Annotated in this window: 23 protein-coding genes; 6 read left to right on the top strand and 17 right to left on the bottom strand. The window is 44.9% G+C overall.

Annotation, left to right across the window (positions count from 1 at the left end; all coding sequences use genetic code 11):
- Positions 1 to 12: 12 nt before the first annotated feature.
- The 8 genes from H8K32_RS16120 to pstS (H8K32_RS16085) form a co-directional block, all read right to left on the bottom strand.
- Positions 13 to 1,092, bottom strand: coding sequence for an HD domain-containing phosphohydrolase (locus H8K32_RS16120; RefSeq protein WP_343068047.1), 1,080 nt, complete (start codon positions 1,090 to 1,092; stop codon positions 13 to 15).
- A 151-nt stretch (positions 1,093 to 1,243) separates the two neighbouring features.
- Positions 1,244 to 2,539 carry a phosphate regulon sensor histidine kinase PhoR gene (gene phoR / locus H8K32_RS16115; RefSeq protein WP_186913577.1) on the bottom strand — a complete coding sequence of 432 codons (1,296 nt, stop codon included), beginning with the start codon at positions 2,537 to 2,539 and terminating at the stop codon, positions 1,244 to 1,246.
- Positions 2,540 to 2,782: 243 nt separating this feature from the next.
- Complete coding sequence (gene phoB / locus H8K32_RS16110; RefSeq protein ID WP_186913576.1) at positions 2,783 to 3,469, bottom strand: phosphate regulon transcriptional regulator PhoB; 687 nt, start codon at positions 3,467 to 3,469, stop codon at positions 2,783 to 2,785.
- Positions 3,469 to 4,188, bottom strand: coding sequence for a phosphate signaling complex protein PhoU (gene phoU, locus H8K32_RS16105; RefSeq protein WP_186913575.1), 720 nt, complete (start codon positions 4,186 to 4,188; stop codon positions 3,469 to 3,471). Before phoU ends, phoB begins: the two co-directional genes overlap by 1 nt.
- A gap of 38 nt (positions 4,189 to 4,226) precedes the next feature.
- On the bottom strand, positions 4,227 to 5,006 hold the full coding sequence (gene pstB, locus H8K32_RS16100; RefSeq protein ID WP_186913574.1) for a phosphate ABC transporter ATP-binding protein PstB: 780 nt from the start codon (positions 5,004 to 5,006) through the stop codon (positions 4,227 to 4,229).
- A gap of 13 nt (positions 5,007 to 5,019) precedes the next feature.
- On the bottom strand, positions 5,020 to 5,892 hold the full coding sequence (pstA, locus tag H8K32_RS16095) for a phosphate ABC transporter permease PstA (RefSeq protein WP_186913573.1): 873 nt from the start codon (positions 5,890 to 5,892) through the stop codon (positions 5,020 to 5,022).
- The gene (gene pstC, locus H8K32_RS16090; RefSeq protein WP_390311783.1) at positions 5,892 to 6,824 is read right to left on the bottom strand and encodes a phosphate ABC transporter permease subunit PstC; all 933 of its coding nucleotides are present in this window, start codon (positions 6,822 to 6,824) and stop codon (positions 5,892 to 5,894) included. Before pstC ends, pstA begins: the two co-directional genes overlap by 1 nt.
- A gap of 223 nt (positions 6,825 to 7,047) precedes the next feature.
- The gene (pstS, locus tag H8K32_RS16085; protein WP_186913572.1) at positions 7,048 to 8,091 is read right to left on the bottom strand and encodes a phosphate ABC transporter substrate-binding protein PstS; all 1,044 of its coding nucleotides are present in this window, start codon (positions 8,089 to 8,091) and stop codon (positions 7,048 to 7,050) included.
- Between the two features lie 199 nt (positions 8,092 to 8,290).
- On the opposite strand from pstS (H8K32_RS16085), the gene ppk1 reads away from it, so the two are divergent.
- Together ppk1 and sixA are read left to right on the top strand one after the other, a co-directional pair.
- Complete coding sequence (ppk1, locus tag H8K32_RS16080; protein WP_186913571.1) at positions 8,291 to 10,513, top strand: polyphosphate kinase 1; 2,223 nt, start codon at positions 8,291 to 8,293, stop codon at positions 10,511 to 10,513.
- Positions 10,513 to 10,992, top strand: a complete 480-nt coding sequence (gene sixA, locus H8K32_RS16075; protein ID WP_186913570.1) for a phosphohistidine phosphatase SixA — start codon at positions 10,513 to 10,515, stop codon at positions 10,990 to 10,992. The genes ppk1 and sixA overlap by 1 nt, the downstream gene beginning before the upstream one ends.
- A gap of 95 nt (positions 10,993 to 11,087) precedes the next feature.
- Here the strand turns inward: sixA and H8K32_RS16070 are convergent, their stop codons facing one another.
- The 3 genes from H8K32_RS16070 to H8K32_RS16060 form a co-directional block, all read right to left on the bottom strand.
- Positions 11,088 to 11,960 (bottom strand): UDP-2,3-diacylglucosamine diphosphatase, encoded by an 873-nt coding sequence (locus H8K32_RS16070; RefSeq protein WP_390311769.1) that lies wholly within the window; start codon positions 11,958 to 11,960, stop codon positions 11,088 to 11,090.
- A gap of 2 nt (positions 11,961 to 11,962) precedes the next feature.
- On the bottom strand, positions 11,963 to 12,727 hold the full coding sequence (locus H8K32_RS16065; RefSeq protein ID WP_186913569.1) for a GNAT family N-acetyltransferase: 765 nt from the start codon (positions 12,725 to 12,727) through the stop codon (positions 11,963 to 11,965).
- Between the two features lie 175 nt (positions 12,728 to 12,902).
- Complete coding sequence (locus tag H8K32_RS16060; protein WP_186913568.1) at positions 12,903 to 13,385, bottom strand: hypothetical protein; 483 nt, start codon at positions 13,383 to 13,385, stop codon at positions 12,903 to 12,905.
- 183 nt (positions 13,386 to 13,568) lie between these two features.
- On the opposite strand from H8K32_RS16060, the gene pstS (H8K32_RS16055) reads away from it, so the two are divergent.
- A complete protein-coding gene (gene pstS / locus H8K32_RS16055; RefSeq protein WP_186913567.1) occupies positions 13,569 to 14,609 on the top strand; it encodes a phosphate ABC transporter substrate-binding protein PstS in 1,041 nt (346 codons plus the stop codon).
- A 93-nt stretch (positions 14,610 to 14,702) separates the two neighbouring features.
- On the opposite strand, the gene H8K32_RS16050 is transcribed toward pstS (H8K32_RS16055), so the two are convergent.
- Both H8K32_RS16050 and H8K32_RS16045 read right to left on the bottom strand, forming a co-directional pair.
- Complete coding sequence (locus tag H8K32_RS16050) at positions 14,703 to 16,022, bottom strand: cytochrome c (RefSeq protein ID WP_186913566.1); 1,320 nt, start codon at positions 16,020 to 16,022, stop codon at positions 14,703 to 14,705.
- Between the two features lie 101 nt (positions 16,023 to 16,123).
- On the bottom strand, positions 16,124 to 16,861 hold the full coding sequence (locus H8K32_RS16045) for a c-type cytochrome (protein WP_246447422.1): 738 nt from the start codon (positions 16,859 to 16,861) through the stop codon (positions 16,124 to 16,126).
- Between the two features lie 546 nt (positions 16,862 to 17,407).
- Here H8K32_RS16045 and rpoD point away from each other — a divergent pair.
- Complete coding sequence (gene rpoD, locus H8K32_RS16040) at positions 17,408 to 20,377, top strand: RNA polymerase sigma factor RpoD (protein WP_390311774.1); 2,970 nt, start codon at positions 17,408 to 17,410, stop codon at positions 20,375 to 20,377.
- Positions 20,378 to 21,188: 811 nt separating this feature from the next.
- Here rpoD and H8K32_RS16035 read toward each other — a convergent pair.
- Both H8K32_RS16035 and pnuC read right to left on the bottom strand, forming a co-directional pair.
- The gene (locus tag H8K32_RS16035; RefSeq protein WP_186913565.1) at positions 21,189 to 21,758 is read right to left on the bottom strand and encodes an AAA family ATPase; all 570 of its coding nucleotides are present in this window, start codon (positions 21,756 to 21,758) and stop codon (positions 21,189 to 21,191) included.
- Positions 21,746 to 22,336 (bottom strand): nicotinamide riboside transporter PnuC, encoded by a 591-nt coding sequence (gene pnuC / locus H8K32_RS16030; protein ID WP_186913564.1) that lies wholly within the window; start codon positions 22,334 to 22,336, stop codon positions 21,746 to 21,748. The genes H8K32_RS16035 and pnuC overlap by 13 nt, the downstream gene beginning before the upstream one ends.
- Before the next feature lie 180 nt (positions 22,337 to 22,516).
- On the opposite strand from pnuC, the gene H8K32_RS16025 reads away from it, so the two are divergent.
- Both H8K32_RS16025 and H8K32_RS16020 read left to right on the top strand, forming a co-directional pair.
- Positions 22,517 to 23,005 (top strand): pilin, encoded by a 489-nt coding sequence (locus H8K32_RS16025; RefSeq protein WP_186913563.1) that lies wholly within the window; start codon positions 22,517 to 22,519, stop codon positions 23,003 to 23,005.
- 360 nt (positions 23,006 to 23,365) lie between these two features.
- Positions 23,366 to 23,965 carry a response regulator gene (locus H8K32_RS16020; RefSeq protein ID WP_186913562.1) on the top strand — a complete coding sequence of 200 codons (600 nt, stop codon included), beginning with the start codon at positions 23,366 to 23,368 and terminating at the stop codon, positions 23,963 to 23,965.
- A 69-nt stretch (positions 23,966 to 24,034) separates the two neighbouring features.
- Here H8K32_RS16020 and maiA read toward each other — a convergent pair whose 3' ends face one another.
- Complete coding sequence (gene maiA / locus H8K32_RS16015; RefSeq protein WP_186913561.1) at positions 24,035 to 24,691, bottom strand: maleylacetoacetate isomerase; 657 nt, start codon at positions 24,689 to 24,691, stop codon at positions 24,035 to 24,037.
- Positions 24,692 to 24,777: 86 nt separating this feature from the next.
- Positions 24,778 to 25,473, bottom strand: a complete 696-nt coding sequence (locus H8K32_RS16010; protein ID WP_186913560.1) for a fumarylacetoacetate hydrolase family protein — start codon at positions 25,471 to 25,473, stop codon at positions 24,778 to 24,780.
- Positions 25,474 to 25,546: the final 73 nt, after the last annotated feature.

Below are 25,546 nucleotides of genomic sequence, written 5' to 3'. Positions count from 1 at the left end.
AAATAGAAACGATTACAAATTCCACTCAGCGCCAAAAGTTTTTTTGTCGTCGTTTTCTTCGCGGTAGCGATTTTTAATTTCGAGAATTTGTTCCAAGCCAGCATTAAAAGCTGCAATGCACTTGGGATCAAAATGATGTCCTGCACCTTCTTCGAGAAAAGCAAGGGCTTTATCTATTTCCCACGCTGCCTTATAAGGACGTTCGGAAGTAAGTGCGTCAAATACGTCCGCAACGGCGACTATTCTCGCAAACAAGGGAATATCATCGCCTTTCAAACCTCCAGGATAACCACTGCCATCATATTTTTCATGGTGAGCTAAAGCGATAACGGCCCCCGCATTTAACATCTCCGAGCTACTACCAGCAAGAATTTCATAACCCAGGCTAGCATGCCGTTTCATGATCGTGAATTCATCGACTGTGAGCTTGCCAGGTTTCAGCAAAATACTATCAGGGATACCTACCTTGCCAATGTCGTGCATGGGAGCGGCTTCCAGCAACAATTGCTGATCAGCTTCTGACAATCCAAGATGTTCGGCAATGATTCTGGAATAATTCGCCATACGCAAAATATGGGCACCGGTTTCTGGGTCGCGGGAGTCTGCGGCTTTGGATAAACGGAAGATCGTTTCTCTCTCTCGAGCGCGAATTTCAGACGTGGCCTTTTTAACTTCAACGTCCAGCCAAATGGCTCGATCTTCAAGGAAGCGTTGACTCTTGCGCAATGCCAGCATATTTTTGGTGCGTGCCAAAAATTCGATTTTATCAATAGGCTTGATCAGGAAATCATTTGCGCCAACATCTAAGGCTTGATAACGCAATGCCAACTCGTTATTGGCAGTAATCATCAACACGGGGATATCATGGCATCCGGGTAATTCACGGAAACGTCGTATAAACTCAACGCCATCCATGGTCGGCATCATGTAGTCGACCATGACTAAATCAGGGACATTACCAGCACACCAGAGCAAAGCAGGCTCAGGCTCTATAAAAGAAACAGAATTACAATTGTCTATTTTCTTTAGTAAAAGACACAACAGGGTCACGTTGATCTGCGCATCGTCAAGCACTAAAACGTTCATCTCCATTGAACATCCTCCCACGCCGAACCCAGTTCGCCAACGACCTGTTTAATAATCTCAAATTAGTTTGAGTGTACCGTATTTAGAACCCATAACAAGCCAGGTATAACAAAATTTATACATTCTGGCATGCTTGAATAACAACGATTTTATATTTTTAGGCGTCAATGACAATTGCCGGTGGGAATTGAACTGCAAATTTACTACCTTGATCAGGCACGGAATCAATGAATAAATTCGCGTTATGTCTCAATAAAACGTGCTTGACAATCGCCAAGCCCAAGCCTGTTCCCTGAGTTTCACGCGAGCGGCTTTTATCGACGCGGTAAAAGCGTTCAGTCAATCGCGAAATATGCTCCGGACTAATTCCTATGCCATTATCGATCACCAGAAATTTAGGGCCTTGCGGGGCATTGCACCACTGAATTTGGATTTCACCGTGCTCTGGAGTGTAACGGATTGCATTTGTGACCAGATTGGTCAATGCGCTACGAATTTCATCGGTGCTTCCACGAATATCCGGCCCCTGACAATCAAGCGTGATTTTGTGTCGACCAGCAGAAAGTGCATGAGCTTCTTGTAAAATTTGCTCAAGCAGCCCCCGCATATTAATTGATTCCGTCCTCAACAGATGATCCATCGACTCGAGCCGTGTCAATGTCAGCATATCCTCAACCAGACGCTGCATACGCTCGCCCTGTTCGGACATCAACTTCAAATGCGCATTTCTGGTAGGAATATCGAGATCCGGCTGCAATGAAGCAATTTCTAAAAAACCGTTGATCACCGTCAAAGGGGTACGCAATTCATGCGAAGCGTTGGCAATAAAATCGCGCCGCATCATATCAATACGCTCAGACTCTGTAACGTCATGCGTGACCAGAATTTGCCGGCGGTTTTCAAATGGAATAATGTGCGCAATCAGCTTGCGGTCGCGAAATGATAAGGTCAAAGGAGTGTCGTAGCGCCCCAGAATAATATAGTCCATGAACTCCGGACTGCGCACCAGATTGGTTACGCGCATACCCTTGTCTTTTGTCAGACTCAATCCAAGGTGGCGTTCAGCGGCGGGATTACACCATTCTAGAAACAGAACGTCATCCATAATCACCACGCCGTCAGGCAACAAGGTCATCGCCTGCCGGAAACGCGCTAACCATTCAGTGAGTTCTGTTTGATTTTTTTCGTCGCCACGGCGTAGTTTATACAATCTGGAAAAAATATCAGTCCATGCACCCCAGCCGTCTGGTAAGCGGGAACTAGTGGGATGATCGAGCCAGTCTGCCAGTCGTTGCAGATAAAAGAGTTGCACAAGTACCAACGATGCCATTGCCAGGATACCCAACAACAAACCTATAACGGTACCCCACATATAACAAGCAGCCGCAGTGCCCATTGCCACTAACAAAATACGTACTGAATTCGAAATCCAGAATATAAGGCGAGACGACATGTAATATCCCTGATATTTTTTTAATTGGGAGTATGGATAGAGAACTAAAAGAACAATATGTCTTCTTAAATAAGTCTTATCAGTCTGAAGATCTTAATGTCTTAAGATTCAGAGGGATCGTAATGCAATCAACAATAGCCAGTAGATTGCATTAGCGCTCATTTACAACTCATCTACATTTAATAGAATGCGAGCCAGGAGGATTTAAAGTAAGCACAGCATCCCCCCGACAGAATTTTAAGATTACTTCTCAGACAACATATAGCCGACGCTCCGTACTGTTTTAATCAAAGACTCGGCTGATTTCAATACTTTTCTCAAACGCAAAACGTGAACGTCTACAGTCCGCTCTTCAATCACCACGTGATCACCCCAGACTTTATCGAGCAATTGGCTGCGTGAGAATACACGCTCAGGATGCGCCATAAAAAACTTTAATAGCTTATATTCAGCATGCCCGATATCGACTTTTTGTTCTTCGATTTTTACTGTACAACTGACCGGATCAAGCACAACAGTTCCTGCAGTTAAAGCTGTCTGTGAATGTTCAGGGCTCTTGCGTCGCAAAAGAGCTTTAATGCGGGCAGTCAGCTCGCGCGGTGAAAATGGTTTTGTAACGTAGTCGTCAGCGCCGTGATCGAGACCGGCAATCTTATCTTCTTCCATGCTTTTAGCAGTGAGCATGATGATAGGAATTTCATTGAACTGACGATCAGAACGAATTTTAGATAACAAGCGTAAACCGCTTTGGTCAGGCAACATCCAGTCCAGCAAAATCAGTTGTGGCGTACGACGCTGGATAAAATCCCAAGCGTCTGCCGTGTTGTTGACGGAAAATGTGTTCCATCCGGCAGCACGCAAGGTAAAGCTCACCAGCTCAACAATTGCAGGCTCGTCTTCGACGATTAATATTGTGGTATCAGCAGCCATTATCCGTTATCAACTTTTTGATCTTGTTTAATTGCGACATAATCAGAATGTCGGATATCTTTACCTTCAACGATATAAATCGTATGTTCAGCAATATTTTTTGCGTGATCTGCAATACGCTCAATGGCTTTGGCAACCCACAAGGTATTCAGAGAAGATGTAATCGTGCTTGGATCTTCCATCATGAATGTGATCAGATTACGCATGATAGAACGGAAATCATTGTCAATAATTGCATCTTGTGCGATTAATTGCACCGCTTTGGCGTCATCCAGTCTGGCAAACGCATCCAATGAATGATGCAACATGTCGGCGACACTGCCAGCCAGCACGCGCACTGTTTCATAACCATTAAACATTGCAGTACCACGGCGATTAGCATGCGCCTCTTTGGAAATCCGAGCAATCTTCGTTGATTCATCACCAATACGCTCGAGGTCGGTAATCACCTTTCCTGTCGCCATTACTGTGCGCAAATCATTTGCTGCAGGTTGACGCTTAACAATCAGGTGGCTACACATATCGTCAAGGGAAACCTCAAGGCGATTGACTTCCAGATCGGATTGAATGACCGCCTCGGCCTGATCAGCATTACCAGTGCGAAAACATGACATCGCATCATGGAAATGACTTTCCACGAGCCCGCCCATTAACAATACCTTAGAGCGTATCGTCTCAAGGTCATGATCATATTGTTTTGAAGAATGTTCGCCAGTCAAGGTAGTCTCCTGAATTCTGTATCACTAAGGATAGGTTATTAACCGAAACGGCCGGTAATGTAATCTTGAGTTTCTTTTTTCACCGGATTCATGAAAATATGATCCGTCTCGCCAAACTCAACCAATTCGCCCAAATACATATAGGCAGTATAGTCAGAGCAACGTGCCGCCTGTTGCATGTTATGTGTCACAATGGCGATTGTATATTCTTCTTTCAACTCACTGATCAGTTCTTCGATTTTTACCGTAGAAATAGGATCCAGTGCTGACGTCGGCTCATCTAACAATAAGATTTCTGGTTTCACAGAAACGCCACGAGCAATGCATAAACGTTGCTGCTGACCACCGGATAAGCTCAAACCACTTTTGTGTAATTTATCTTTCACTTCAGTCCAGATCGCTGCTTTTTTTAATGCCCATTCAACGCGTTCGTCCATTTCGCCTTTCGACAAATTTTCATAAAGACGCACACCGAACGCAATATTGTCGTAGACAGACATAGGGAAAGGTGTTGGTTTTTGAAACACCATACCAACCTTGGCGCGCAACAGATTAATATCCTGATCAGCGTCCAGAATATTTTTACCTTTATAGATAATTTTTCCCTCGGCACGTTGACCTGGATACAAGTCATACATGCGATTCAAAGTACGCAACAAAGTTGATTTACCGCAGCCTGAAGGCCCGATAAATGCCGTCACTTTTTTATCAAAAATATTTAAATTGATATCGCGCAAACTACGGGTAGCTCCGTAGAAAAAATTCAGCCCATCAATCTCGATTGCTTTTTTTTGTGTATTTGCTGGTGTAGTAGTCATATCGATGTCCAGATTAATGCTGTGATTTTTGATTAAATAATGTACGTGACAAAATATTCAGACCCAGAACGCTAAACGTAATGAGTAAAGCACCGCCCCAGGCAAGGTCACGCCAATTATCGTAAGGACTCATTGCAAACTGATAAATTACCACTGGCAAGTTTGCCATGGGCTTATTCATATTTCCATTAAAGAACTGGTTATTCAACGCGGTAAATAACAATGGCGCTGTTTCACCGGAAATCCGCGCAACAGCCAACAAAATGCCGGTAATCACGCCCGCTTTTACAGCACGCAAACGTATCATCAGAGCCACCTTCCAACGTGGCGCACCAAGTGCAAATGCTGCCTCCTGGAGACTAGCTGGCACCAGCCCCAACATATTATCAGTGGTGCGAACAACTACAGGAATCGCAATCAAAGAAATCGCAATACTCCCTGCCCAACCCGAGAAATGCTTGACGTTTGCAACGTAGATTGCGTACACAAACAGGCCAATAACGATCGACGGTGCAGACAACATAATGTCAGTAACAAAACGTGTAACGGCACCAAACATGCTCTTGTTGCCGTATTCCGCCAGATAGATACCAGCAAGAATACCGATAGGAGTAGAAATCAATGTAGCACTGCCGACCATCATAAAACTACCAACGATCGCATTCATCAAACCACCACCTTCGCTACCAGGCGCTGGGGTGCTTTCGGTGAACATCGCAAAATTAATTGCCGACACACCTTTAATTAACAATGTAAATAAAATCCACATCAAGAATGCGACGCCCAGTGCCATCGCTGCAGATGATAAAAAGATCCCAACTCTATGCACCCACAAACGGCGACGGTAGACCGGGTTATCAGGTGACTGTGTCAACGTGTCGTTCATTATTTTGTTCCTTCTTTACGGCTCAGACCCAACAACATTAATTTAGCGGCAGACAACACAATGAATGTGATCACGAACAAAATTAAACCCAACAAGAATAATGATGACACGTGTAGTGGAGTCTCAGCTTCCGCAAATTCATTCGCCAATGTCGATGCGATACTATTACCGGCGGCGAAAAGTGACCATGACAATTGATTCGCGTTACCGATCACAAACGTAATCGCCATGGTTTCACCCAAGGCACGCCCTAAACCCAACATGACGCCACCAACTACACCGATTTTGGTATAAGGCAAAACAATTTTGCGAACCACTTCCCATTTTGTACAACCCAGACCATAAGCAGATTCTTTCAACACTGGTGGAACAACTTCGAACACGTCGCGCATGACTGAAGAGATGAATGGAATGATCATAATCGCCAAAATAATACCGGCAGACAAAATACCGATACCTATCATAGGCCCTGAGAACATAGCGCCAATGACCGGTAAATTACCCAATGTCGCGTGTAAGACTGGCTGAATATATTTCGCAAAAAGGGGTGCAAAAATAAACAAACCCCACATGCCGTAAATAATACTTGGCACGCCAGCCAATAGTTCAATCGCAGTGCCCAATGGACGCTTGAGCCAGGCAGGGCAAATCTCAGTCAAAAACAAAGCAATACCAAAGCTGACCGGAAAGGCAATCAACAACGCAATGATAGAAGTTGTGAGCGTACCAACAATCGCAATCAAACCACCGTATTTATCATTAACAGGATCCCACTCTACGGTAGAGATAAATGCCAGACCAAATTCCTGCATCGCAGGAATGGCGCGCATAAACAACGAGAAAATAATTCCAAGCAAAACCACCAACACAAAAGCGGCGAAACTCAGAGTTAATTTATGGAAAAAGAAATCTTGCCAACGTTGGCGACGCATCACTTTAGCCAGCTTTTCATCACTGAGTTGGTTACTTTGTGAGTAATCTGGACTGGAAATGCTAGGACTTGCTGAAGGTACGGTCATATTGACAGAGGACATTGGAGTTGGCATAGGTGCTTTTTCACTGAAAGGCAATTCAACACGGATCGAATTGCCTTTGCAAGAATCGTTCAACTAAATACAAAAATAAACTTGACCACTAACTATGGTGAATCCTGATTTACCAGACAGCTTTACCAGATGCATCCTTGATATTTGCTTTCCAGCCTTCTTGGATTTGCTTCACCAGTGCTGGAGGCAATGGAACATAATCCAATTCAACCGCCATTTCTGCACCATTTTTAAAAGCCCAGTCAAAGAATTTCAATACTTCTTTTGCTTCAGCTGGTTTATCCTGAGATTTGTGCAACAAGATAAATGAAGCACCAGTCACAGGCCAGGATGCTTTACCTGGCTGGTTGGTGAGCACCAAGAACATACCAGGTGCTTTCGCCCAATCAGCATTTGCTGCGGCGGCTTTAAAGCTATCATCTTCTGGCTCGACAAACTGACCATCTGCATTTTTCAGCTGCGTATAAACCATTTTATTTTTCTTCACGTACGCGTACTCAACATAGCCAATGGTGTTTTTGATACGCTGAACGTTAGCGGCCACGCCTTCATTACCCTTACCACCCAAGCCAACAGGCCATTTAACTGCAGTGGAAGAACCGATTGTGGATTTAAATTCCGGGCTTACTTTACTCAAAAAATCTGTCCACAGGAACGTTGTACCAGAACCATCAGAGCGGCGAACGACGGTAATGTCTTCCGCTGGCAGCTTCAGACCCGGATTGATTGCAACGATCTCTGGTGCGTTCCACTTGGTAATTTTGCCTAGATAGATGGAAGCCAGAACCTCACCCGTCATTTTCATCTTGCCTGGTGCAACACCATCCAAGTTTACGATAGGCACGACTCCACCGATAATTGCCGGGAACTGAATCAAACCTTCCGTATTCAATTCATCTGCCTTCAGTGGCATATCTGAAGCACCGAAATCAACCGTTTTTGCTTTAATTTGCTTAATACCACCACCAGAACCAATAGACTGATAATTCAATCCGTTACCTGTTGCTTTTTTATAAGCATCAGCCCACTTTGCATAAATCGGATAAGGGAATGTTGCTCCAGCACCAGTAATATCAGCAGCTTGCGCAACATTGATTGACGCTGCAACACCTACCATAGCGACTAAAGTTTTAATAACACGATTGATTTGCATATTCACCTCAAGATTCGATTGCAAGGGGGGATTTTCTAATGCCGCAACTCTACAATCCAATTATGACAATACGATGACTTCATGAAATATTTGTGAAATATTTAATTTTCTTATCACGTTTTTTGTCATAAAATTGTCATGCGAAGCAACTAAAATAAGGTCGTATATATATGCAAGCCTTTATGACAAGCAGGGAAATATGCCAAATCAAGAAGTAAATCCATCGACCGCAAATATTGTGACAAAAAAAACAACTCGGGAAGATGGCGCCGTCATTACCAATTCTGGTGAGCAAAAAAAGTCATCAAAAAACACCCCCCTTGCCACCACACAAGCGGCACCCACGGAACTATCAAGATCAGTGATATTTCTCGATCGTGAGATGTCGCAAATTGCCTTTAATTGGCGCGTTCTGGCACAAGCTGAAGACCGTACTATTCCATTATTAGAGCGCCTGAAATATCTTTGCATCGTTGGTAGTAATCTGGACGAATTTTTTGAAGTCAGAGTAGCCAGCCTCCTGGCGCAAAATACCGTAGATGGAGAACTAGTCCAGCACCCAAATTTTCAAGCCAGCCTCAAACGCATCAGTACCGAGTGCCATCAACTCGCACAACGTCAATACGAATTACTGAATCAAGAAATTCTGCCGCAATTATCCAAAAAAGGCATTAACCTGCTGCGTCACTCGGAACGAAATGAGGCGCAGCGTGCATGGGTAAAACAGTATTTTGAACGAGAAGTACGCCCACTTTTAACACCAATCGGTCTTGACCCAGCTCACCCTTTCCCGCAAGTCGTTAATAAGAGTCTCAATTTCATCGTTTCTCTCGCAGGAAAAGATGCATTTGGGCGCGGCACCGGAATTGCCATCGTGAAAGCACCGCGCGTGTTACCGCGGATTATACGGTTGCCAGATGAACTCTCTGAAAAGGGCATGTCATTTTGCTTGCTCTCTTCTGTTATTCACTCGCACATTGCCGACCTGTTCAATGGTCGCGAAGTGATTAACTACTCTCAGTTCCGCGTCACCCGCGATAGTGATTTATGGGTAGATGAAGAAGAAGTAAAAAACCTTCGTCAAGCTTTGCAAGGAGAACTGCAGACGCGTCAGTTCGGTGCTGCAGTCAGGCTCGAGGTTGCCAAAAACTGTCCCGACGATTTGGCACGCTTTTTATTGGAACAATTTTCACTCAGCGAAGATCGCTTGTATCCAGTCGACGGTCCGGTCAATATGGTTCGCCTCGGCGAATTGGTCGACCACGTTAAGCAAGCTAATTTGCGCTTCCCTCCTTTTTCTCCAAAGGCGATTGCGAAATACTCTCACACAGATATTTTCACTCTGCTGCGCAAACAAGATATCTTATTGCACCACCCGTTCCAACCATTCCAGACGGTCATCGATTTTATCCGTTCCGCCTCGCTCGATCCTAGCGTCGTAGCGATCAAGCAAACCATTTATCGCACGGGAATGAACTCGGATTTGATGGAATCCTTGATTACCGCGGCGCGACTGGGCAAAGAAGTCACCGTCATTGTTGAATTGATGGCGCGCTTTGATGAAGAAGCGAATATTAATTGGGCAGATAAATTACAACGTGCAGGAGCACAAGTTGTGTATGGCGTCGTAGGACTCAAAACGCATGCCAAACTCGCACTGGTTATTCGCCGTGAAGAAGGCGGAATCCTGCGCCACTACGCTCATTTAGGAACGGGCAACTACCACCCGTCCACTACCCGTTTTTACACGGATTTTGGTTTACTTACTGCCCATCCAGCAATGGCGGCGGAAGTCAATGAAGTGTTCATTCACTTAACTGGCCTGACCAAACCAAAGAAATTAGATTACCTATGGCTGGCACCGTTTGCATTGCAGCCGCAATTAATCAAAGCGATACGAAACGAAGCGCGCATTGCCCGCGAAGGCCGCCCAGGCAGAATCATTGCTAAAATGAACTCCCTATCTGATGAATCTGTCATTCGCGCTTTATACGCCGCCTCCGCTGACGGGGTGAAGATAGACCTGATTATTCGTGGCGCCTGCACTTTGCGGCCTGGTGTGCCAGGATTATCGGAAAACATCCGGGTACGCTCGATCATCGGACGCTTCCTCGAACATAGCCGGATTTATTATTTCCGCAACGACCTGGCACATGACATTTATCTGGCCAGCGCCGACTGGATGAACCGCAATTTGTTCCGCCGCATTGAAGTAGCGTTTCCGGTATTAGACAAATCGCTGAAAAAACGTATTCTTGCTGAAGGACTTGATCCCTATCTGAAGGACAATATGAACGCTTGGGTGCTCGACTCCAATGGCCATTACGAACGCAAGAAAGCACGCGGACAGCAAGCCAACTTCTGCGCCCAGCAATACCTGATGCAACAATTAGGCTCCCTATCAACTGCGGATAATGAATAATGGACTTGATACTCTGGCGACATGCGGAAGCCGAACCGGCAACGGAAGAAATCACAGATGAATTCCGGAAACTCACCGGCAAGGGATTAAAGCAGGCCAGTAAAATTGCTTACTGGCTTGACAGTACATTGCCAGAAACTTGTCGCATTCTGGTCAGCCCAGCTGTACGCACGCGCGATACCGCCGAAGCGCTGAATGCCAGTGGAAGAAAATTTAAGGTTGCACCTGAGCTGGCCCCTGACGCAAAAATCGAGGATGTGCTACGCCTGGTGAACTGGCCGAATAGTCGCGAACCAGTCATGATCATTGGCCATCAACCCTACCTCGGCCAAGTGGCAGGTGAGTTGCTCGGACACCCTTTACAAGAATACAGTATTCGCAAGGGCAATGTCTGGTGGATCTCACAAAAGCAAAGGCAAGGTGAACAATTACAAACCTACCTTAAAGCGATCATGTCGCCAGATTTGGTTGTTAAGTAAAATATAGGTAACCTGCTAACCGAATTTATTCGAAGCATACAAAATAAAACGCCCCAAAAAATGCAGGGGCGTTTTACTTTAGAAGACTTGTATTTTTATACCGCGATGCTTATTTCACCATCTATTTCAACATCCGCATCCATATCTCCAACTGGCAGATTTGCAGGAATCGCATGCATAATGTCATGCCAGGTTACTAAGCTCAATTGTCCCTGAGCATCCTCAACCAATGCCGATAAACTCTCGACCCAGTCACCATCATTGCAATACAAAATGCCGTTAATGTCTCGAATTTCGGGCTTATGAATATGGCCGCAAATAATGCCATCCACTCCTTTTCTACGCGCCTCGTCAGCTAATGCATCCTCAAACTGAGTGATATAACTCACCGCATTTTTTACTTTTAACTTCAGATATTGCGACAGCGACCAGTAAGGCAAGCCGGCTCGGGCACGCCAGTTATTGAATACCTGATTGAATTTCAAAATTACCGTGTAGAGACTATCCCCAACATACGCCAGCCATTTAGCACAAGCAATTACGCCGTCAAAACGATCGCCATGCAGCACCAACATACGGCGACCATCTGCCGTCGTATGAACCAGCTCATCTCTGACTTTAATGCCACCAAAATCCAAGTCGATAAACTGGCGGATAGACTCATCATGATTACCAGGAACAAAAATAACGTTGGTTCCTTTTTTAGCTTTCTTAAGAACTGTTTGCACAACATTGTTATGCGTCTGGTCCCAGTACCATCGGCGTTTCAATTGCCAACCGTCAATAATGTCACCCACCAGGTACAGGGTTTCAGATTCAGTTGCGCGCAGAAACTCTAACAGTTTTGCTGCCTGACAACCGCTAGTCCCAAGATGCAAATCAGAAATCCAAATCGTCCGGAAGCGAGTAACATCTCGCTTCCCTGTTTTGTGCATTTTCTTACTCAGGAACTGTTCTGCTGGCTTCACAATTACTGATCTCCTGTATTGTAATGACGCGCATAACGATCATCCAGATTCGCCAATGGCAACATCACAAACAAATCAGCACTATGGAAATCAGGATCCCATGCAGGATCTCCGCACACCCACGCGCCTGCGCGTAAATAACCTTTTAATAACGGGGGTATTCTCGCTTCGATGTTGCTAGTATCGATTTCGTCCAGTGGGAAAGGGACATGTGGTGTCACGCGATACTCTAAGGGACAAAAGTCTTTTTCAGTTAAGCTACGATAAATCGCAGCGGCATTCTGACCGCCGTCAGTAAGGCTGATACTTGCACAACCAATCAAATGCGAACAACGTTCACGACGCATATAAGCTGCCAGGCCTGCCCACAGCAGCATAATCACAGCACCGCTACGATAATCCGGGTGAATGCAAGCACGCCCCGCTTCAGCGATAGAATGACGAACGTTTTGCAGACGGGACAGATCAAATTCGGTTTCCGAGTAATAGCGACCAATTTCACGCGCGGCGTTAGGCCCCAAAATCCGATAAGTGCCGACTACCTTCAGTGTTTTGGTGTCACGCACAATTAAATGGTCGCAATGAGCATCAAACTCGTCTTTATCCAGACCATCTGGATTGGAAAGGGCTGATAAGCCCATACTTTCAATGAATACTTTGTAGCGCAAACGCTGCACTTCTCTCACTTCTTCTGGCGTCGTCGCCAGGCTTAGATTGAGTTTGGAAAAACTGGGATTAGCATCCGCGGGTATCGTGAGTAATCGCATTCATCGTCCTTGTTATGTCTCAAGATGTCGTTGGTTCAACGAACGAAGAATAGAGGACGATTACTTCAACAAGATGACAGATTCATGTCGGTTTTATGACAAACAAAAAAACAACAAGCCTTCAAAACAGAACATGTCTTGAAGGCTTTTCAGAAAAAAACTCTGAACAAAAATATTATTTTTCTTTTTTCGGACGACCAGCCTTAAGAGGAGCTAATTCGCTAATGAGTTTTTTCAACGCAGGCACATCGGTTTTATTTAACAATGCCAAACCTATGCGCAATAACTGACTTTTCTTGACTTCAACACCCGCTTTCAGGCATGCGCGTTTAACGTGCCCCAATACAGCGTATTCAGCCTCTGGCATAGTGAAACTATCCCGTATCAACTTGGCTTTTTTTACCTTGTCGACAACTTCAACTGCCGATTTAGGCACATCAGCTTTCGCCGCGACTCTTCTGACAGTTGCCTTGGCAACGCCATTTGCTTTTGATATTGGTTTTTCCTGCGCATTTTTTTTCTCAGAAGCAACAACAGGCTTCTTTGCAACGACTTTTTTTGCTACAGGTGCTTTTACAGCTGCAACCTTCACTGCAGGTATTTTTACTGCTGTTGCTTTTGCTATCGGTGCTTCTTTTTTGCTTGTAACGGTTGCCATTTGAGCCTCCAAGTTAAATGCGTATAAACAATATAAACAATATGTGCATAAACAACAAGGCTTAAGCATAACCGCTTCAGATGACAAGCACATTACCAAAAATACACTCAAGCAATTCATTTACTGTCATGCGATAATCGCGCCGACAATTCTGCCACTATTGCTTTTTATTATCAAAAAACTATGAAATATTCATACTACCTACTCTCTGTTGCCCTATTGCTTACGCAATCAGTACAGGCTATCGAATTACATGGTGCAGGGTCCTCTGCTGCTGCACCACTGTATAAGATATGGGCGGAAGCATATGCTAAAAATGTTGACAGTAATATCGCTTATGAAGCATCCGGTTCGTCTTCTGGTATAAAAAAGATAAAAGAAAGCAGCATAGACTTTGGCGCAAGTGATGTTGCCTTACCACAGGCAGATCTGAAAAAATCCAAACTTATCCAATTTCCTTCGGCAATTTCTGGCGTAGCGGTCGTCATCAACCTGCCCGGCTTAAAATCAGGTGATGTAAAACTAAATGGCGACATCATCGCTAAAATTTTCTCAGGTCAAATCGACCAATGGAACGACCCCGCAATTGTTGCATTGAACCCGAACACCCGCTTACCATCAAAAACAATTTTGCCTCAGGTGCGTCAAGATGGATCAGGCACTACCTACAACTTCACAGATTATCTCTGCAAAGTAAGTAAAGCATGGCAATCTGGATTCGGTAAAAACTTTACTATCACCTGGGATCCCAAATTTACTCAAGTCAAAGGTAGTACCGGAATTTCTGCCGCGATTCGTAAAAATCCTTACACCATCAGCTACATCGATTACAACTATGTGCTCCAAGATAAACTCGATGTAGTGCAAATTCAAAACCACGATGGTCGTTTCGTGATGCCTTCACCTGAAGGTTTTTCAGCTGCATTAGCAGCGAGCAGCTGGAAAGCACAAGGGACGTTTGAGGAAATGTTGACTGATAAGCCAGGTCCAAAAACCTGGCCAATTACGATGGGCACCTTCATTATTCTGCAACAGGCGGCCAAAAATATCGACAAATCAACTGCCACCTTGAAGTTCTTTACTTGGGCATTTATGAATGGCGATCGTTTCGTTAATACCGTTGACTTTGTGCGCCTTCCAGATCCGGTACAAGCCCGCGTGTTTAAGGAAATGACCACTGTAACCGATACAACTGGCGTTCCATTGAAGTGGAGTCTGCAATAAGTTGATGCCATCCATACCCAATTAGGCTAAGTGAATGACGAAAAAAAGGAGAGCGATAATTATTCGCCCTCCTTTTTTTATTTCACTTGCTCCTTAATTCACAGGCGCATTCCGATAACGATTTACTTCCGCCACAGTCACGGCACCTGCCTGATTCCCCCAACTATTACGAATATAAGTGAGTACCAGCGCGACTTCATTATCATTGAGCACCGGACCGAAGGGAGGCATGCCATATGGCCTGGTATATTGCCTGGAAACAGGTGGAAAGCCACCAGTCAAAGTAATACGAATCGAATTCGCGATATCAGGCATAGTGACAGAGTTATTTTGCTTCAGTGCTGGGTAAATACCGCTAACTCCCTCCCCCGAAGTTCCATGACAATCAGCACAATGTGTCTTATATAAAGCAGCACCCTGCGTCATCAATTGGGAAAATACTTGCTGAGAATATTCGGTTTTATAAGATTGTGTTGAGTCTGGCTTTGAAGCTAAAGACCTTAAATACGAAGTCAACGCTTCCAGATCAGTAACCTCCAAATATTGCAAACTATTGGCAAACACTTCTGCCATCGGTCCGGACATCGCGGCATTGTTTGCAATCGCGCGATTAAATAAATTACTGGATTCAGTCTCACTCAACTTTGCCAGATGTGCTTCATTCATGCGCAACAAGGAAGGCGCGTACCACGCAATCCCTGGCATTGGACCACCATCCAAATCCTGCGTTCCGGCATTGGCACCAAGCGTATTGCGACTACTATGACAAGCACTACAATGTCCTAGCCCATTCACCAAATAGGCGCCACGATTCCATGAGTTGGATTTTTCGGGAACAGTTTCGTAAGCGTGAGGCTTAAAATACAAGGTTCGCCAAACAGCCAGCAAAGCACGCTGGTTGTACGGAAATGCCAATTGATGCGACTGTGATATCTGACTTACTGCAGGAATACTTTTGAGGTAAGCAAACATAGCGTCAGAATCACCACGCGACACCAACGTGTAATTAGGATACGGAAAAGCCGGGTACAACAAACTACCATCGCGAGCCTTACCAAAATGTAGCGCACGCCAGAAGTCATCCGCCGTCCAACTCCCTATTCCTGTTTGTACATCGGGGGTAATGTTAGGAGAAATAAAATTACCAAATTCTGACGGTATTAACTTCCCACCAGCATAAAGTGAAGCACCACGGGCAGTATGGCATACCATACAATTACCAACCCGCGTTAAATATTCGCCACGTTTAATCTGCTCACTAAGTGCAATATCGTTCGTCAAGGTAGACTGACGCTGAGCATGATCTTCATTGACATCATCATGGATAAGATAACCGACTTCGTAAACATACCACCCCAAACCGAATACCAGCATCACCATTCCTGACATAAAATACTTTATCGCTTGTGTCATCACTTATCCATCTCTGTGATTGTATTCAAATTCATGGCATTCATTACGCGCATAAATCGCCCCTAAAAACGTCTCTAAAAATGCTGGCTTAGACGGATAAATCAACTGCCCGGTATACTGCCGCAAGCCAGAGGAAAGTGGCCTTTAACTTTATCGCTGAAGGCCTCCGCTATACCATCGTCAGCCACGTATTGCATTGCCAACCAACCTGATAGTGCGCCAATATCTTCGGGTCGCAATTTTTTTGCAATCGACTGCATACAATCGGGTACAGCAGCATGTCTGCTCCCTGTCTGCCACGCACCTATTTGGGCAATCAGATAGTCCCTGGGCAATCCTGAAATACCTGGGACAAACGGCGCCAGCCCTGTCAATTTTTGACCGTGACAACTAATACAAGCCGGTATCTTTTTTTGCTCATCACCATGCAGCACCAATTGACGCCCACGCTCAAGCAAACCGGGCTGTATATCTGGCTTTTGCGGTGCTGCATATGGCGGATGTAGATTCGAAAAAAAAGTTGCAATTTCATGAAGATAGTCATCACTCATATTTACAACCATGTAAGTCATCATGGGGAATGTCCGCTTACCATCGCGGAAATTTTTGAGTTGATTAAACAAATACCCTTCTGGCTTACCAGCAATTCGTGGATAGTAACCATCGGTTCCTGCACGTCCTTGCGCTCCGTGGCACGAAGTGCAAGCCTTTAATCGCTGTTCAAGTGTATCGGGTACATTTTGCGCACTCGCTGTGATTGAAAACAACAGCGCTATCGACAGAAAAGAAAGCCGATACGAGAAACGACGCACGGATAGAAAGTTGACAAAATTTGACATTGTTGAATGCGCAAAGAAAGAAAGAATTAAAAAAAAACAGATTAGCAGCTTATCAAAAAAGCCATGCGAGTTTTTAACGCCGCTAACTTGAGACCAATAAAATGACGTCTCCGCTCACATTAAAACCTTTTCAGTGTCAAAAAAACTTATACATCCAAACAAGATCCAGACAATATTTAATAAAAAATAATGTGTATTTTATTTATGCCAGATTACGTCATTTTTTAGCAAAGCCTTATTTCACAAGGCTTTTGGAGCAACAACTAATATCGATACACAATATTGCATCAATTTTCTTTTCAAGAAATGCAGACAATCCTTGTCAAGAAGTGCTAAGCCGAGGATAATTCTGCCCTCGCGTCTCTTTCCGAGATCTAGTTTGAGCAAGATGAATGAATCGCCTTCATCAGCGTGGCCCGCTTTTACCAGCGGGCTTTTTCGTCCGTGTCGGCCGTTGATCAGAAAATATGATCGTCAACAGCCTATCGCCATTGCCATCGCCATATACTATTGACAAGCTTTTGTTGTCGCACTCGATTTTGTTACATGAAAAACAGCTTAACTGACTCAACTATTTCTATTCCAAAAACAGGCTCTACTCTCACTTTAGGTAAAAAAACCCTCCAGTTGAATCGTCCTGCTACTGCCTCGCAGCCAAGTGCTGTGAAGCCAGTCGACGTCCCAAAAGTGCAGAACGAACAACCACAACAGACCGAACCCCTGTTGGAAGTGGATGCAAGCGCATCCGCCGTTCCCGCAATTACCGTGATGACCAAACGTCGCTCACGTATGCAGGCAGTCACGACTGAGGCCATCATCGCGCCAGCAAAAGCCTGGACAGCCGAGGATATTGAAGCCATGGCCGCCATGCCTTTTGACGCTGCTGAACTAACAGCAGAGCCAACTGCAAATGATGAACCTGTCACGCAAAATGACAACGAAGTAACCGCAGCAAGTGACGTAGCTACTGACGTAACAGAAAATTTTGCCAAGCCAGAAATCAAAGCGGAAGTAAAAGCAGAAATTCGGGCCGACTTAAAAGCTGGATTACAGACACTCTCAGGTGCTGACATCGCCAAACCGCGTGCCGCTGTTATACGTAAAACGGCACCAAAAGTCGCAAAAAAATTATTGCTATCCGATCAGCAAGCGTCCAAACCTGTTGTGCCAACAATCAAACGTGAAGCGCGCATAGGATCAGGTAAATTTGCACCTGCAGCGCCTGTCACAACATTAAAGCCAATGGCAGCTACCACCACTATTCGTGCTGCAGCACCTGCGGAAAAAGTGATGGCAACCCAAGCAGTTGCAGCGACACTGATGTCCAAACCTGCTGCTGTTCCGGTAATGACTCGGGATACTACTCCAGTTGTCGCGGATAAATCGTTTTTCGCAGAATCAATGAATGCAGTACCCGTCACCAAGACGATGGCTGCGCCTTCGATCGCAGTTGAAAAAATCAACGTCGTCTCAACAGAAAATAACATTAACACCGTTGACACTTCAAAATACGTATTACAAGCCAATAAAGAGCCTGCAAAACGCGGTCGCAAGCCTTCTGAATTTCAATTTGAAAATGATGAAATCCAGGCCTTAAATGCAGCCGAATCTGCCGAGTTAAAACGTGCTGCCCGTGCCAAGTCAAAAAAACCAGGTACATCAGCCAACACCGAAGAACAACTCGAACAATATCGCAAGCAATTAACAAAATTAATTCGCTTAGGTAAAGATCGCACGTATTTGACTCACGCTGAAATCAATGACCATCTGCCAGAAGAATTAGTTGATCAGGAAACGATACAAGACGTTATCAGCACCCTCAACGATATGGGTATTGCAGTCTACGATCGCGCCCCTGATGCCACCATGATGCTGCTCACCGACAACGTCGCAACCGCGGTCAGTGATGATGAAGCCGAATCCGTGGCCGCTGCAGCGCTGGCGACCGTCGATTCCGACTTCGGTCGTACTACCGATCCGGTACGTATGTATATGCGTGAAATGGGCGGCGTCGAATTACTGACACGCAGCGGCGAGATTGAAATCGCCAAACGCATAGAAGAAGGTCTCAAAGACATGGTGCAGGCAATTTCTGCCTGCCCGGGTACGATCAAAGAAATTCTGATCATTGCCGATAAAATTTCGGCTGATGAAATACGTATTGATGACATTATTGATGGCTTGATCAGTCCGGAAGATAACGATGCAATGGCATTGGCAATCGCCGACAATGACGAGGAAGATGAAGACGATGATGAAGCTGTATCAGACAATGTCGGCGGTATCAGCGATGAACAACTGTTGCAATTAAAAACTATTTGTCTGCAAAAATTCGCTATCGTCGCTAAAAATTTCGAACTCATGCAATTGGCGCGCGAAAGAGATGGCTACCAATCAGCCGCTTATGTCACTGCACAACAAGCAATCTCTGCCGAATTGCAAGGCATGCGTTTTACTGTAAAAATCGCAGAAAAATTGTGCGACACCTTGCGTAAGCAAATGAAAGATTTACGTAATACTGAAAAGCAAATGCTGGAATTGCTGGTTAATAAATGCGGTATGCCACGCAGCTATTTTGTCGATATGTTGCGCACACATGCAACCAATGCAGCCTGGCTAGAACATGAAATACAAGGCACACAAGCCTATGCTGCCGTGCTTGGACGTCATATTCATGCTGCACGTGAATTGCAACAAAAATTTATTCAGTTGGAACAGCGTGTAGAACTGCCATTGAGCGCATTGCGTGACATCAATAAACAGATGATCGCCGGTGAAAAACGCTCAAGCGAAGCGAAACGTGCCATGACTGAGGCAAACTTGCGTCTGGTCATTTCCATTGCCAAAAAATACGTCAATCGCGGCCTGCAATTTCTGGATCTGATTCAAGAGGGTAATATCGGCTTGTTAAAAGCTGTAGACAAGTTTGAATATCGCCGCGGTTATAAGTTCTCAACCTATGCCACCTGGTGGATACGCCAAGCGATTGCCCGCGCGATTGCAGATCAGGCGCGCACTATCCGTGTACCGGTACACATGATAGAAACGATTAACAAGATGAATCGCGTCCGCCGTCAGCTATTGCAAGCCACTGGTTTAGAGCCAGAGCCAGCTGCGATTGCGGAAAAAATGGGCTTACCTGAAATCAAGGTACGCGAGATTCTTAAAATCGCAAAAGAGCCAGTCTCGCTTGACGTACCTATCGGCGACGATGGCGATTCGCAATTGGGCGACTTTATCGAAGACAGCATGACCATGTCACCAATGGCGGCAGCAATGCAAGCGTCGGTTCAAGAGAAACTAAAAGAAGCACTTGACTCTCTGAGCCCACGCGAAGCCAAAGTATTGCGCATGCGCTTCGGCCTGGAAACTACCAGCGAATTTACCCTCGAAGAAGTGGGCAAACAATTTGAAGTTACCCGTGAACGAATTCGTCAGATTGAAGCCAAAGCAATGAAAAAATTGCGCCACCCAGGCAAGGCGGATCACTTGAAGAGTTTGATGGAAAGCCAGTAAGGTCAACACTCTACAAATAAAAACCACTCAATGACGAAAGTCTGAGTGGTTTTTTATTTTCATCGATGAGTAACTAAAAATAGACAAAGTTGTTTAGAACGGGAGCAAGCCACACTACGCTTGAGTCTGAACTGCTTTGGCGGGTCGTACGCACACGACACGCGGATCTATGCTTTTCTCAAGTCTTTATGTTCACTTTGTTATATGCGGCAGCCACATCATCAATGCCGCACCGAAAATTCCAATATGGGAGCAGCACTCGGGGGGATTCGGCAGATGTAATGGTGGTGATGGAAGTCAAAAGGTGATAGCTATTACGTTTCATTATTGGAATCAGTTGATGAAATTTAATGAACAATGATTACTTCCATGGGGACGAGGACATGTCGACCGTAGAGGTTACGTCGGCGACGACCCTGACCGTATCACTGCCGCCCTACTCAAGGGTAATCAACGCATTCATCTTCCCGTCGGGAGAGTGCAACGCGTTGCACTCCAACCAGGAGCCCACTGGAATGGGCAACCATCACCTCAACCGGAGATCATCAACCTGTTTCAGACGGGACCTGGTGTTTAATTGTTATCGCCAAGATGTCACGACTGAGAAAAAAATTGCAGGGGTAAAAAACAGTCGCAAGAACATTTTTAACGCTACACCCAACTGGCTTGCGAGTCACTTTCAATAAACGTTTAAATAGCCTCAAGCACTTAAGATGCTAGTTAAAAAAATCAAATGATGGAACTTAAATATTGGAATCACTCATATTACAGTGACAGTAATGAATACAAAAACCACGACGCAATGATAGTATCATTGCGTCAAAAACGATAAAGCAAACTCCACCTGCTGCACACGATCTTTAAGACTTCCCTCAATGAGCATATGCGGAATTTCACGCTCTTCTAAGATCTCCAACAACTGCTCATGAATCATCTGCCTGACTGCTGGCGACTCGCGTTGCAGGCCGTCCGGCATCCATGGAAAATCAGGAGCTGTCACCAATGTGAATGCGTATTGTTCTGCGTGGGTCGACGATAAATCGACTAAATCTGGTTCCGCCTCGTCAAAATAATGCTTGCTATATATCTCAGTCATTAATGGTGTCGTATCGCAAAACAACCATTCACACGCATCGACCATCGCTTGCTCCTCGTGTTGTACTTGCGTCCTTGCAATCAGCAATTGCTCGTTCGCATTTGGCACTCGCGCTTGCACTTCGACGAATTCACGCAAATATTCTGGCACCCACAGCGTTTTGTAATGCGCAGCCAGCGCCTCCGCCAACGCGGACTTGCCTGAAGATTCAGCGCCGAGTATTGCGATTTTTTGCACCAACTTTATTGAGAGATCAGCCGATGAATTTTTAGTTATTTTTGACATGCTTTACTCCAGGAACGTAAGCCCATGACGGCCATCACAACAAACACTGCATACAATAAAGCAGTCAACTGTAAATTTTTAACCACATATAAACCGACATATAAGATGTCGACAATGATCCAGACGATCCAGTTTTCCAGTTTTTTACGCGACAATAAAAATTGACCCAATAAACTTCCTGCTGTGAGAAACCCGTCGGCATAAGGCACATCGGTATCGGTAAATGTCTTCAGAAACCATACCAAGGCCACAAAGGATAGCAACCAAAAAAAAACTGAAGTGATCTTATGTTGCCAGGTCAGACGCGCCACATATAAAGGAGTTTCTCCATCAATCCCCCGCCACCACTGCCACCATCCCCACATTGAAACCAGAATGAATACGAACTGCAAGCCCATATCGCCGTAAAGTTTGGCATCAAAAAACACAGCAGCATACAAACCGGAAGAAACGATAGAAAACAACCAGCCCCAATGGATCTGGCGTATAGTTAATGCGACGGTGATGACAGACAGCAAGAATGAAACAAGCTCCATCCAACTCGTACTAAATCCCCATATTGTTAACGTCTCACTCATCATAATTTTCGCTTTTTTTGAATGCCGCATTATCGGTCAAAGTATCGCTGGTGTCATGCTAACTTGCATTGCACTCGTTCGTTGTTGACGACGTTGTTCTATGTTCTATGCATTAAAATGGGTGAGCAACTATTGCGCATTTCAATTATATTGTCTGCATATTCGTCATATTCTCAGCCTATGAAAAAACACAATGGCTTTACATTGATAGAAATGTTAGCGGTTATCGCAGTTATGGCGATACTCGCCAGTATTGCTATGCCCTCGTTCTTATACAGAATCGTGCGCAATCAAATCACACTGGCACTGCCCTTAGCCGATCTCGCAAAAAAACCAACCGAAGCCGCCTGGTTAGCTGCACTCCCCTTCCCTGCCAATAACACTGAAGCAAATCTGCCTCCAGCGGAGAAGATCGTCAGTAGTTACATCAGTGCAGTCAACGTAGAAAACGGTGTCGTCAACATCACTTTTGGTAATCAGGCCAACAATGCGATCAAAGGTAAGATACTCTCGTTAAGACCTGCCGTGGTAGAAGGCACCCACCTTGTTCCAGTGAATTGGATATGTGCAAGTGCGCCAGTTCCGGGACAAATGACGGTCATGGGGGAAGATAAAACAACGATTGCAGCGGATTTTTTACCCAATCAATGCCGCGCGAAAAGTAATTAGTTTCAGCTTGTTCATTTTCTAAAAATGACGGCACATAAACGAAGAAAAATCATTAGACTTGCAAATCTGTTACATAGGTAATGATTTCTTGTAGTTGAATGTTATATTTTGCAAAAACTCGACGTTTTACGGAATTAGTCGGTAAGAAAGCAAATTTCTGGATATGATCATAATTACGACTGTGAAAAATCAAAATTAGGTTTAAAATTGATTTTGATGTTATTTTTTTAAATAAAATTTGGGCTTCAAACTTGAATAAGCCTGCGTCTTAACATAAGATAAAGATCAAGAAGTATGCAATCGAAAGCGTTAGGGGGAACACTGATGAAACATGAACACAGTAGAGCGCCCGGCTTAATAATGAGCAACATTGTTGCTGTGAATGCGAAGCAAAATTCGAGCGCACGCGTACATTCTGCAAACTCGGTATTCTTGAGTTGCTTCAACCATGATGGAGGATCTTCTGCATCCAATGCAGATGACATCATTGATTTTCTTGAAGAAGACAATCAAAATTTTGCACCAAGAGCAAATCTTCATCCTTGGAAAATTCTGATTACCGATGATGATGCCAATGTACATGAAACAACCTTACTTGCACTCAGCGGCGTTCGCATTCATGGCAGACCGCTAGAATTTTTACACGCTTATTCTGCAAAAGAAGCAAAAGGTATTATCATTGAGCACCCTGATCTGGCGCTCATCTTATTAGACGTCGTGATGGAAACGGTTGATGCAGGTTTGAAGCTGGTACAAGTGATACGGGATGAATTGCACAAAGCAGACTTGCGCATAGTGTTACGCACGGGTCAGCCTGGCTATGCACCTGAAGAACAAGTGAGCCATCAGTTAGCGATCGATGGATATACGACCAAATCAAAGCTAACCCGCTCATTGTTGATTTCTGTTTTGAACGATACTCTCGCTGGACCAGACAAAGATCCAGGCTTAGCCAACTAACCTTTAAAAACAAACCCGATGATTGACTTTTGACGTCAGTCATCGGGTTTGTTTTTTACGCCCCTGAATTTACTCTGCGTCTGGCTGATTGGCTGGCATCGCGCTTACGAAAGCCGGATGTTCAAGGCAATTTTGATTAATCTGCATCAACGTCGGCAAGGCCGACAAATCACAATTAAAGCGTTGCGCATTGGCAATTTGTGGGACTAAAAAACAATCCGCAAATCCTGGCGTATCTCCAAAGCAATACTTCCCAGCTTTTCCAATCTTTAATAAGGTCTGCTCCAAAGTCGCCAAACCTGTTTCGCACCAATGACGGTACCATGTGTTTTTCTGCTCATCAGTTACACCTATAGTATTGGTCAGATACTTTAAGACCCGCAAATTATTAATCGGATGAATTTCACAAGCGATAGCCAAAGCAAATGCACGCGCTTCGGCACGCAAAAGAGGATTGGCAGGCAACAAAGGATGCTGCGGGTACACTTCGTCGAGATACTCAATGATTGCCATAGACTGCGTCAGAACCCTACTTTCCCCTTCGTATTCGTCGACAAATGCTGGCACCAGGGCTTCTGGATTCAGGGCTTTAAAAGCCTCAGACAGTTGCTCTCCGCCATTCTTCACCAAATGAATTGCAGTTTGTTCGTAATCCAAACCTTTTAAATTGAGTGCGATGCGCACACGGTAAGATGCTGAACTTCTAAAGTAGCTATACAGTTTCATGATGTCCCTTACAAATTTTATTCATTCGAATGTTACGCGTTATCATTGCATTAAATACCACGCAAAGTTTTTTACGCTCGCCGGAATCAGATAATTTCCACTTTCAAAGGTTCTACACCGCCGATACTCGCTTCCAGTACGTCGCCACGAACAACCACAGCCACACCCTCCGGCGTACCAGTAAAGATCAAGTCGCCAGGTTGCAGAGTATAAAACTGAGACAGTTGAGCGATAACCTCAGAAACATTCCAGATCATTTTATGGATCTCACTGTGCTGACGCGCAACACCATTGACGTCTAAATGAATCGCTGCAGATTCAACTTTACTCAACTCTGCCACCGGAACGAGAGGACCAACCGGTGCTGAATAATCAAAACCCTTACCTGTACACCATGGTCGCCCCTGCTGCTTTGCTTCCGATTGCAAATCGCGTCGGGTCATATCCAAACCAACTGCATAACCCCAAATATACTGCGCAGCATCGGCCACAGCGATGTCACGCCCGCTTTTTCCGATAGCGACCACCAGCTCAACTTCGTGATGCAAATTCTTTGTCATCGGTGGGTAAGGCATCTTGCCCGTTGTACCAGAGGCAACAGCCAATATGGCATCGGCTGGTTTCATGAAAAAAAATGGCGCTTCACGCCCCGTGCCGCCCATTTCTTTTGCATGTTCGGCATAGTTGCGTCCCACGCAATAAATTCTATGCACAGGAAACAATGCGTCCGATCCAGCAACCGGAATCACTGGCGCTACTGGTGCTGCAAAAGTTAGTTCCATATGCTCTCCGTATTAGTTGAAGTTAATTATTTTATTTGAGCGTTCTTTGTAAATTGAACGAACTTAAATTCGA

Source organism: Cognatundibacterium jejuense (genome assembly GCF_014284255.1).
GTDB classification, from domain to species: domain Bacteria; phylum Pseudomonadota; class Gammaproteobacteria; order Burkholderiales; family Burkholderiaceae_D; genus Undibacterium; species Undibacterium jejuense.
The sequence above is the reverse complement of the archived record's forward strand: the minus strand, read 5'-3'. Positions and strand labels throughout refer to the sequence as shown.